Source organism: Stenotrophomonas sp. YJH_SMC_80, from assembly GCF_059372495.1.
The window spans coordinates 97,248-107,228 of the sequence record NZ_JCAFVP010000013.1 but is presented as its reverse complement, the minus strand read 5'-3'; the positions used below and the strand labels follow the sequence as shown (position 1 = coordinate 107,228).

The 9,981-nt window shown below is 68.0% G+C and carries 11 protein-coding genes and 1 pseudogene; 10 read left to right on the top strand and 2 right to left on the bottom strand.

Features of this window, described 5'->3' with window-relative positions:
- Positions 1–135 (top strand): annotated as a pseudogene (locus tag AC5P99_RS17925) (MerC domain-containing protein); the annotation flags it as partial.
- Positions 136–413: 278 nt separating this feature from the next.
- Here AC5P99_RS17925 and AC5P99_RS17920 read toward each other — a convergent pair.
- The gene (locus AC5P99_RS17920; protein ID WP_005409836.1) at positions 414–1,316 is read right to left on the bottom strand and encodes a LysR family transcriptional regulator; all 903 of its coding nucleotides are present in this window, start codon (positions 1,314–1,316) and stop codon (positions 414–416) included.
- A 118-nt stretch (positions 1,317–1,434) separates the two neighbouring features.
- Here AC5P99_RS17920 and dkgB point away from each other — a divergent pair, with 118 nt between their 5' ends.
- From dkgB to AC5P99_RS17880, 8 genes are all read left to right on the top strand, one after another.
- Positions 1,435–2,238, top strand: coding sequence for a 2,5-didehydrogluconate reductase DkgB (gene dkgB / locus AC5P99_RS17915; protein ID WP_065183956.1), 804 nt, complete (start codon positions 1,435–1,437; stop codon positions 2,236–2,238).
- An 11-nt stretch (positions 2,239–2,249) separates the two neighbouring features.
- Positions 2,250–3,197: a TIGR03571 family LLM class oxidoreductase gene (locus AC5P99_RS17910; RefSeq protein WP_495213388.1), complete on the top strand. Its 948-nt coding sequence runs from the start codon at positions 2,250–2,252 to the stop codon at positions 3,195–3,197.
- Between the two features lie 19 nt (positions 3,198–3,216).
- The gene (locus AC5P99_RS17905; protein ID WP_495213387.1) at positions 3,217–4,155 is read left to right on the top strand and encodes a cyclase family protein; all 939 of its coding nucleotides are present in this window, start codon (positions 3,217–3,219) and stop codon (positions 4,153–4,155) included.
- Positions 4,152–4,475, top strand: a complete 324-nt coding sequence (locus AC5P99_RS17900) for a MoaF-related domain-containing protein (RefSeq protein WP_049471694.1) — start codon at positions 4,152–4,154, stop codon at positions 4,473–4,475. Before AC5P99_RS17905 ends, AC5P99_RS17900 begins: the two co-directional genes overlap by 4 nt.
- Positions 4,476–4,601: 126 nt before the next feature.
- The gene (gene copC / locus AC5P99_RS17895; protein ID WP_495213386.1) at positions 4,602–4,979 is read left to right on the top strand and encodes a copper homeostasis periplasmic binding protein CopC; all 378 of its coding nucleotides are present in this window, start codon (positions 4,602–4,604) and stop codon (positions 4,977–4,979) included.
- Positions 4,980–4,989: 10 nt separating this feature from the next.
- Positions 4,990–5,874: a copper homeostasis membrane protein CopD gene (gene copD, locus AC5P99_RS17890; protein WP_495213385.1), complete on the top strand. Its 885-nt coding sequence runs from the start codon at positions 4,990–4,992 to the stop codon at positions 5,872–5,874.
- 45 nt (positions 5,875–5,919) lie between these two features.
- Positions 5,920–6,618 (top strand): heavy metal response regulator transcription factor, encoded by a 699-nt coding sequence (locus AC5P99_RS17885; RefSeq protein WP_495213384.1) that lies wholly within the window; start codon positions 5,920–5,922, stop codon positions 6,616–6,618.
- Positions 6,615–7,982, top strand: a complete 1,368-nt coding sequence (locus AC5P99_RS17880; RefSeq protein ID WP_495213383.1) for a heavy metal sensor histidine kinase — start codon at positions 6,615–6,617, stop codon at positions 7,980–7,982. The genes AC5P99_RS17885 and AC5P99_RS17880 overlap by 4 nt, the downstream gene beginning before the upstream one ends.
- Positions 7,983–8,118: 136 nt before the next feature.
- Here the strand turns inward: AC5P99_RS17880 and AC5P99_RS17875 are convergent, their stop codons facing one another.
- A complete protein-coding gene (locus AC5P99_RS17875; protein ID WP_049450869.1) occupies positions 8,119–9,060 on the bottom strand; it encodes a LysR family transcriptional regulator in 942 nt (313 codons plus the stop codon).
- Positions 9,061–9,165: 105 nt separating this feature from the next.
- On the opposite strand from AC5P99_RS17875, the gene AC5P99_RS17870 reads away from it, so the two are divergent.
- Entirely contained in the window at positions 9,166–9,909 is a 744-nt protein-coding gene (locus AC5P99_RS17870) for an SDR family oxidoreductase (protein WP_495213382.1), read from the top strand.
- Positions 9,910–9,981: the final 72 nt, after the last annotated feature.

Sequence of the window (9,981 nt, the reverse complement as noted above, 5' to 3'; positions counted from 1 at the left end):
CTGCTGCTGTCGGCCTCGCTGTACCTGCCGCTGAAGGAATCGCTGCGCTGGCATGGCGTGGCGACAGCCACTGGTGGCGTGCTGCTAGCATGCGCGCACATCGGCAACCGGCGGGCGCTGCACAACCGCCGGTAGTGCCGGCCGCTGGCCGGCAGCCCCGGGGACCCGGCAGCCGGCCAGCGCCCGGCTCTACCCATCCGTACATGGGCCACGCATCAGGTGATACGCATTTGGTAGTGCCGGCCGCTGGCCGGCAGCCCCAAGGACCCGGCAGCCGGCCAGCGCCCGGCTCTACCCATCCATGGATGGGCCACGCAACAGGTGATACACAGTTGGTAGTGCCGGCCGCTGGCCGGCAGCTGCTGTGATCCGGCAGGTGGGGAAAGCCGGCCAGCGGCCGGCTCTACCCCTCCTTATTCGTCAAACGGACGCTGGCCGAGCGTCTGCGTCACGTGGTCCACGAAACAGGTGATGCGGGCGGCCAGCGCGGTGTTGCGGTAGTACACCGCGTTGATCGGCTGCCGCACTTCCTGCGTCTGCCTGGCGAACAGTTGCACCAGGCGGCCATCACGCCGGTCCTGGCGGGTCAGGAAATCAGACAGGCAGGCGATGCCCAGCCCGGCTACCGCCATCTGCCGCAGTGTCTCGCCACTGGATGAAGCGATGGCCGGCTCGATCACGAAAGGCCCACCATCGGCATCCTGCAGCGGCCATTCGTTCAACGAACTGGGCTGGGTGAAGCCCAGCAGGTCGTGCTCACGCAGCTGCTCCACGCGCGTGGGCGTGCCGTGGCGGCGCAGGTATTCGGGGCTGGCCACCACCCGGATGCGGCTGTGGCCGATCGGCCGCGCATGCAGGGTCGAATCGCGCAGCACGCCAATGCGGAATGCTACGTCGGTGCGCTTCTCGATCAGGTCGGTGATGCCTTCGTTGGAATTCAGCTCCAGCTCCACCTGCGGGTAGCGCTCACGGAACCCCTCAAGCAGCGGCACGATCACGTGCAGCATGAACGGCGTGGCGGCGTCCACGCGCAGGCGCCCGACCGGCTGCAGCCGCCGCGCGGCCATCTGTTCCTCGGCCTCGTCCACCGTGGCCAGGATCGTGCGCGCGTACTCCAGGAACGCCGCGCCTTCCTCGGTCAGTTCCAGCCGCCGCGTGGTCCGTCGCAGCAGCGTGGTCTGCAGCTTGTCCTCCAGCCGCGCCAGGGTGCGGCTGGTGGCAGAGATGGTCAGTTCCAGCGCCTCGGCCGCCGCCGTGATCGAACCGCTGTCGACCACGGCCACGAAAGCCTTCAGCTCATCCAGAGTGGTTTTCATTTTTTACCTCGGCGCAAAAGCGTTTCCCGTATACACGGCTTAATCAACAAATGTAAAGCGCCCACACTTCGCCCTGTCCCGAGCCCACCGGCTCTCAACGAAGTCCCTGGAGTCCATCATGAGCGTTCCTTCCTTTGGCGTCGGCACCTTCCGCCTGACCGGCCAGACCGTCATCGACTCGGTGCGCAACGCCCTCGACGTTGGCTACCGTGCGGTCGATACCGCGCAGATCTACGGCAACGAAGCCGAAGTCGGCCAGGCCATCGCCGAATCCGGCGTCCCGCGCGACCAGCTGTTCCTGACCACCAAGATCTGGGTGGACAACTACGCCGCCGACAAGCTGATCCCGAGCCTGCGCGACAGCCTGGCCAAGCTGCGCACCGACTACGTCGACCTGCTGCTGATCCACTGGCCGGCGCCGGGCAATGGCGTTGAACTGCGCGAGTACATGACCGCGCTGGCCGAAGCCAAGACGCTGGGTCTGACCCGCCAGATCGGTGTGTCCAACTTCAACATCGAGCTGACCCGGCAGGCCATCGAGGTGGTCGGTGCCGGCGAGATCGCCACCAACCAGATCGAACTGAGCCCATACCTGCAGAACCCGGCACTGACCGCCTTCCTGCAGGACCAGGGCATCACCGTGACCTCCTACATGACCCTGGCCTACGGCAAGGTGCTGAAGGATCCGGTGCTGGCCGCCATCGCCGACAAGCACCAGGCCACCGTGGCCCAGGTCGCGCTAGCGTGGGCACTGCAACTGGGTTACTCGGTCATCCCGTCCTCGACCAAGCGCGAGAATCTGGCCAGCAACCTGCTCGCCCAGGACCTGCACCTGGATGCCGATGACATGGCCGCGATCGCTGCACTTGACCGCAACGGCCGCGAAGTCGATCCGCCGGGCCTGGCCCCGGCCTGGGACTGAGGAGCCTGGCCATGGGCAGTGCGTTGGCGCGGCTGCAGGCCGGTGGTTTCAGCATCGGCATCGAAGCACCGCTGGACAATGACTGGACGCCGCTGGGCGAACAGGTACGACGCGCCGCACGACGCCTGCCCGGTGAACCGGACCTGCAGCGCCATGCGGAACTGGCACGGTTGGCCGACCGCCTCGGCTTCCGTGCGCTGTGGGTACGCGACGTGCCGGTGTACGACCCGGCCTTCGGCGATGCGGCGCAGGTGTTCGAGGTATTCAGTTACCTCGGCTACCTGGCCGGCATCACCAATGACATCCTGCTGGGCACCGGTGCGGTGGTGCTGCCGATCCGTGAGCCGTTGCTGACCCTGAAGTCGGCGCGCAGCGTGCAGCGGCTCAGCGGCGACCGCCTGTTGCTGGGCGTAGCCAGTGGAGACCGCCCGGTGGAATACCCGCTGTTCGGCCGCGACTTCGACAGCCGTGGCAGCCGTTTCCGCGAGCAGATCGCGCTGCTGCGCGAAGGCGCCACCGCGCACCTGCCGCAGGGCCTGGACGTACTGCCCGCCGATGGCCCGGCCCTGCCGTTGTTCGTGGCCGGCCTGGCCCAACAGCAACCAGCATGGATCGGCCAGCACATGGATGGCTGCCTGGCCTACCCGGGCGCGCCGCAGGACCATGCGCAACGCGTGGCGGCGTGGCGCGCCGTGGCCGGCAACAAGCCGTATGCCAGCTTCATCCACCTGGACCTGGTGGACGATGCCGACGCCCCCCTGCAGCGCTGGCGCTTCGGCCTGCGTGGCGGCCGCATCGCCCTGCTGGCCGAGCTGCACGCCATGCAGGCGGCCGGTGTCGACCACATCGGCCTGCAGTTCCGCCGCAACGAACGGCCGTTGGCCGAAACCTTCCACGAAATCGCCGAGTACGTGCTGCCGCACTTCCCGGCCCATGCCGGCGCCACCGCGACGGCCTGACAGTTACCGGAGCTTTGCCATGAAGATGAAGACCCTGGCCGCGCTTGCGCTGGCCACCCTGCCGCTGTCCTTCCAGGCCACCGCCGAGGAGTGGTATCCCTCTGCCTACGGCGCCAACGACGAGATCGGCGCGGCCAACCTGCTCACCGCTGACGTTGTCAAGCACGCGGTCTCGCTGGTCAGGACCGGCAAGACCTATCCGCTGGCGGTGCCGGTGGACAAGAACCTGCCCGCGTTCCGCCACCGCAGCTTCCGCCTGTACAACGTGCAGGTCGGCCAGCAGGCCGGCAAGTCGCTGGGCCCCAACAAGTTCACCTTCAACGATGAACTGGTGAACGCCTGGACCGGCGTTGGCACCCAGCTCAACGGCATCGGCCATATCGGCATCGACAACGTCTACTACAACGGCAACAAGGCCGCCGACTTCGTCACCGTGGACGGTGTGCGCAAGCTCGGCGTCGAGAAGGTACCGCCGATGGTCACCCGCGGCGTCGTGCTGGACATGACCGCGTACTACGGCAAGGCGATCGTGCCCGGCGGCACCGAGTTCACCGTGGCCGACATCCAGGCCGTGCTGAAGAAGCAGGGACTGAGCCTGCGCAAGGGCGACGTGGTGCTGTTCAACACCGGTTGGCTGGAACTGATCGGCAAGGACAACACACAGTTCCTGGAAGTGGAGCCGGGTATCGGCATGGAGGCCGCGAAGTGGCTGGCCGACCAGGGCATCGTCGCCTTCGGTGGCGACACCTGGGCCTCGGAGGTCTACCCGAACCCGAACGGTACCGAGGAGTTCCCGATCAACCAGTACATGCTGGCCAAGCGCGGCATCTACAACCTGGAGCTGATCGACAGCCGTGCGCTGGTGCGCGACAAGGCCTGGGAATTCCTGTTCGTGCTCGGCCAGCCGCTTTACGTCGGCTCGACCCAGGTCAACATCAACCCGGTGGCGATCCGATGAACACGGCCCCCGCCTTGCCGTTGTTCGCCGGCCGCCGCTTCCGCGTCAGCTATGACGGCCTGGCCGCCGACAATGTCTACAGCGCCGATGGCCGCCACGTGCAGTACGCCATCGTTTCCGGCGCCTATGCCGGTGCGCAGGGCGAAGCCGCCTGCGAGTGGCAGCAGATCAGCGAAGGGGTCTATGCCATTTCGTGGCAGGAAGCCGATGGCGCAACGGTCGTGCATGTCGATGACTTCGTCGGTGGGCGTTCGCTGGCCTGGTTCACCGCCACCGATGGCAGTTTCCATCGCATGCAGGGGCCGTTGGCAGCACTGTGACGCCGGCCAGCGGCCGGCACCACCGGTGCGTGGACGGAACATTACAGATCGGTAATGTACGGGTCAGGGCAGCGAAAGGCGCTGCCCTCCACCCTGTGGGCCACGTCTTCCACAGGTGTCCCGCGCATGTCCCGTTCCCTGCTCCGCTCCGCTTCCCTTGCTCTTCTCCTGTCCGGCCTCGCGGTTGCGCCGCTGGCGCTGGCCCATCCCAGCCTGGTGCGTTCGACGCCGGCCGCCGACGCCACCATTGCCCCGGCGACCGAGATCACGCTGCAGTTCAGTGAGAAGGTGATGCCGCGTGCCACCCGCATCGAACTGAGCATGGACCATGGCCGCATGAAGATGGCCATGCCCACCACCGCACAGGACATTTCCGAAGATGGCCACACGCTGCGCGCGCGTTTCGCCAAGCCGCTGCCCGCAGGCAGCTACGCACTGCAATGGCGCGCGGTCGGCCAGGACAGTCATCCGATGACCGGCAACTACCGCTTCACCGTGAAGTAAGGCCGCCGCCATGGCCGAGCTCTCGCCGTATGCGCTGCGGCTGGCGCTGTACCTGGTGCTGATGCTGCTGTTCGGGCGGATGCTGTTCGTCCGTCCGCGGCTACCGCGCGGCGTCTCGCTGGCGCTCGCCCTGATCGCGTTGGCCGTGGTGGTCACCGATGCCATCACCCGCTTGTCCGGTGTGCTCGGCATCGCGCCGGTCGACATCGACCCTGCAACGGCGCACTGGTTCCTCACCAGCACGCCGGTAGGTGAAGCCGGCCTGCTGCGCACCGTGGCGGTGCTGGCGATGCTGCCCCTGCTGGCATCCGCCACGCCGCTGGGTGGACCGCGGCGCGTGGCGCTGCTCGCGTTGTCCGGAATGGCCCTCGCCAGCCTGTCCTGGAACGGCCACGCCGCTGCGGGCGATGGGTTCGGTGGCACGCTGCGGCTGCTGGCCGGCAACGTGCACCTGCTGGCCGCCGGCGCCTGGGTCGGCGCGATCGCCGCCATTCTGCAACTGGCGCTGCGTCCACAAGGCCTACACCTGCGCGAACGCACCCGGGAGCTGTGGCAGGCCGCCCACGGCTTCGCCCTGCCCGGCACGATCATCGTCGCCACCCTGGCGATGACCGGCGCCTATACCTATGTCGATCTTGGCGGTTCCGTGCAGACCCTCATCGGCACTGCGCACGGACGCTGGCTGCTGCTCAAACTCGCCCTGGTCGGTGGCATGCTGGGCCTGGCCGCGCTGCATCGCTGGCGGCTGGTGCCGGCGCTGGCGGTCTCCATCCGTGGCGGCTGGCAACCCAGGCCGCTGCGCTCGCTCCGCCAAAGCCTGGCCTGCGAATCGCTGCTGGCGCTGCTGGTGCTGGCCTGCGTCGCGGTGCTTGGCACGCTGGACCCACTGGCATGATCAATCCGTTCCGGTACGGGCCCAAGCTGCGATGATGGGCGCATCATGAAACTGCTGATCGTCGAAGACGAACCCAAGACCGGCAACTACCTGCGCCAGGGGCTGATCGAGGCCGGCTACGTGGTCGATCTCGCCTGCAACGGCGTCGACGGGCTGCACCTGGCCGGCAGCGGCGAGTACCAGCTGGTCATCCTCGACGTGATGCTGCCCGGCCTGGATGGCTGGAACGTGCTGTCGCGGCTGCGCGAGGCCGGCTGGCAGGTGCCGGTACTGTTCCTGACCGCGCGCAGCAGCATCGCCGACCGCGTGCAGGGCCTTGAGCTGGGCGCCGACGACTACCTGGCCAAGCCATTCGCCTTCGCCGAGCTGCTGGCGCGGGTACGCACCCTGCTGCGTCGCGGCCAGGCGCAGCCGCAGGCCGAGCGCGTCGTCGTCGCCGACCTGGTGGTGGACACCCTGCGCCGCCGGGTTGAACGCGGCGGCCAGCGCATCACCCTCAGCCAGAAGGAATACACCCTGCTGGAGCTGCTGGCGCGCCGACGCGGCGAAGTGCTGCCGCGCTCGTTGATCGCTTCGCAGGTGTGGGACATGAATTTCGACAGCGACACCAACGTGATCGACGTGGCGATCCGCCGCCTGCGCGCGAAGATCGACGATGACTTCGATGCCAAGCTGATCGTCACCGTACGCGGCATGGGCTATGTGCTGGAGGCGCCGGACGACGGTGCAGTGCACAGCGGATGAGCCTGCGCCGTTCCATCGCGGTGCGTCTGACGCTGCTGTTCGCCATCGTGGCCACGCTGGTGCTGGCCGCGTTGGGCGTGGCGATCTATGTCAGTGCCCGCCACGACCTGGTCGCCCAGGACTTCGTCGAACTGGAAAACAAGGTCGCGTTGATCCGTGACCTCGCCGATAACGGACCTGCGTCCGCACGCGCGAAGCGCTTGGCAGAGGCGCTGGGCCATCATCCGGACATCGCCTTCCACGTTGTTGATGGGCGTGGCGCGGTGCTGTTCTCGACCGCACCGGCGCTGCTGCGCGAGCATGCACGCGGCCAGCCGATCGACGCCGCGCCACGGCGGCACGACTGGATCCTCGCCGATGGCCGCTGCATGCATGCCCTGCACCTGCGCCAGACCCTGGCCGACGGCAGCCCGCTGGTCACCCTGCTGGCCATCGATGACGACCGCCATGCCGATTTCCTGCAGCGCTTTCGCCACCTGCTGGCGATCGCGATCATCGGCGCCACGGTGGCCAGCAGCCTGCTCGGCGGTTATGTGGTGCGGCGTACGCTACGGCCGCTGCGCACGCTGGCCGATGAGGCCAGGCAGATCACCGCCGGTCGCCTGCAGCGCCGCCTGAGCGCGCGCAGTGCACCGGCCGAACTGGAGCAGTTGGCGCAGACCCTCAACGGCATGCTGGCACGCCTGCAGCAGGACTTCGCGCGGCTGACCGAGTTCTCCGGTGATCTCGCCCACGAGTTGCGCACCCCGATCACCAACATGCTGACCCAGGTGCAGGTGGTGCTGGCGCACCCGCGCAGCAACGAGGCCTACCGCGAGACGCTGGCGTCGTGTGCCGAAGAACTGCAGCAGCTGGCGCAGACCGTGGGCGACCTGCTGTACCTGGCGCAGGCCGAGGCGCCGGGCGCGCTTCCCTCACGCGAGCCGGTGGCGCTGGATGGGGTGGTGGATTCGCTGCTCGAGTTCTACGACCTGCTGGCCGAGGACCGGAAGTTGACCCTGCGCCGCGACGGTGTGGCGAGCGTGGAAGGCAACCGCCTGATGCTGCACCGTGCGATCGCCAACCTGCTGTCCAACGCGTTGAAGCACGCAGCCGTGGGCAGCGAAGTACGGGTGCGGCTGCTCGAGGCCGATGGCGTGTGCAGGGTCAGCGTGCACAACCTTGGCACGCCGATTGCCGCCGAAGCGCTGCCGCGCCTGTTCGATCGCTTCTACCGCGGCGAGCGCGGTCGCCACGAAGGTGCCGGACTGGGGCTGGCGATCACCCGCGCGATTGCACAGGCCCATGGCGGTAGTGTGAGTGTTGTGTCGGATGACACCGGCACCGTGTTCGAGCTGGTGCTGCCGGGCGCTGCCGCCCGGTAGTGCCGGCCGCTGGCCGGCACCCCTGGTACATCAAGCGCATTGCAGTTGCCGGCCAGCGGCCGGCACTACCCTGCACAGCCAGCCCATGGCAGCGTCTCAGGAACGTTGCTTCGGTGCTGCCGGCCAGCGGCCGGCACTACCCAGCGCGCGCGCCCCTGGTCGGTAGTGCCGGCCGCTGGCCGGCAACCCCGGTCTGCTCGAACACCCCGGCCGCCCAGTCGATGAACACCCGCAAGCGTGGCGACGGCGTGCGGTTGCGCGGGTAGACCAGGCTCAACGGGCTTGGCGTCGGCGGCGTCTCAGGCAACAGCTCGACCAGCTGCCCGCGCGCGATATACGGGTCCATCCGGTAGCGCGGCGCCTGGATGATGCCCAGGCCCGCCAACGCGGCCCCAAGGAATGCATCCGCGCCGGAAACACGCACCCGCGCCGGCAGCGGCACGTAGCGCACCTGTCCCGCCTGTTGGAACTCCAGAGGGATCAGTTGGCCAGTGGCGCTGGACCGGTAGCCGACCATCTGATGGCCTTGCTCCAGCGATTCAATGGTATCGGGCAGGCCGTGCGCCTGCACATAACCCGGCGCGGCCACCGTGACCTCGCGCAGCATCGTCAACCGGCGCGCCGCCAGATCGCTGTCGGCCAGCGTCCCCACCCGCAACGCCGCATCCACGCCTTCGCGCAGCAGGTCAACATAGCGGTCGCCTTCACTGACGTCCAGCTCGATCTCCGGGTAGCGCTGCAGGAACTCCGGCAGGTGCGGAAACAGCAGGTGCCGGCCCAGCGTGCCATGCACTTCAATGCGCAACGGGCCACGTGGCGGGGCATCACGGAACGCTGCCTCGGCATCGTCCATGTCGGCGATCAGGCGCAGGCAACGGCCATAGAAGGCCTCGCCTTCCAGCGTCGGCACCACCAGCCGGGTGGTCCGGTGTAGCAGGCGCACGCCCAGCCGCTGTTCCAGCGCCTTGATCGCGTCGGTCACCGTGGCCCGCGGCAGGCCCAGGTCCTCGGAGGCCCGGGTGAAGCTGCGGCGCTCGACGATACGGACGAAGGCGCGCATGGCCGTGAAACGATCCATTGTTCGGCTGTCCGGATGATGTTGACGGATTATGCAGGATTATCCGAAAAGGCAATGTCGCGAAGATGGCCCTGCGCCACTCCGGCGCGCCCGCTGGAACCGACCATGACCCTCTCCCCCGCCCGCTCTGTCGCACTGGTCACCGGCGGCTCCCGTGGCATCGGCGCCGCCATCTCCCGCCGCCTGGCCGCCGATGGCCACGCGCTCGCGATCAACTATGCGGGCCGCCGCGACGACGCCGATGCATTGGCGGCCGAACTCAGCGCGGCCGGCGCGCAGGCCATCGCGCTGCAGGCCGATGTCGCCGATCCGCAGGCGGTGCGGCAGCTGTTCGATGCCATCGAGGCGCGCTTCGGCGGTATAGACGTAGTGGTGAACAGTGCCGGCGTGTTGCAGCTGGCACCATTGGCCGATACCGACGACGCCCTGTTCGAGAGGGTGATCGGGATCAACCTGAAAGGCGCCTTCAACGTGCTGCGCGAGAGCGCGCGACGGGTGCGCGACGGTGGCCGCCTGATCACCCTGTCCACCAGCGTGGTTGGCATCAAGCTGGAGAACTACAGCGTGTATGCCGCCAGCAAGGCGGCGGTGGAGACGATGGGCGCGATCCTCAGCAAGGAGCTGCGCGGGCGCAACATCACCGTGAATGCAGTGGCGCCCGGCCCGACCGCCACCGACCTGTTCCTGGACGGCAAGTCGCCGGAACTGATCGAGCGGCTGGCGAAGATGAACCCCTTGGAGCGGCTGGGTACGCCGGAGGACATCGCCGGTGCGGTTGCCTTCCTGGCCGGTGCCGATGGCGGATGGATCAACGGCCAGGTGCTGCGCGCCAATGGCGGGATGGTGTAGTTCGCGGCCATCGCACACCGGTAGTCGCCCACCTTGGTGGGCGCTTCGCCGTCTGCCAACCAAGGTTGGCCT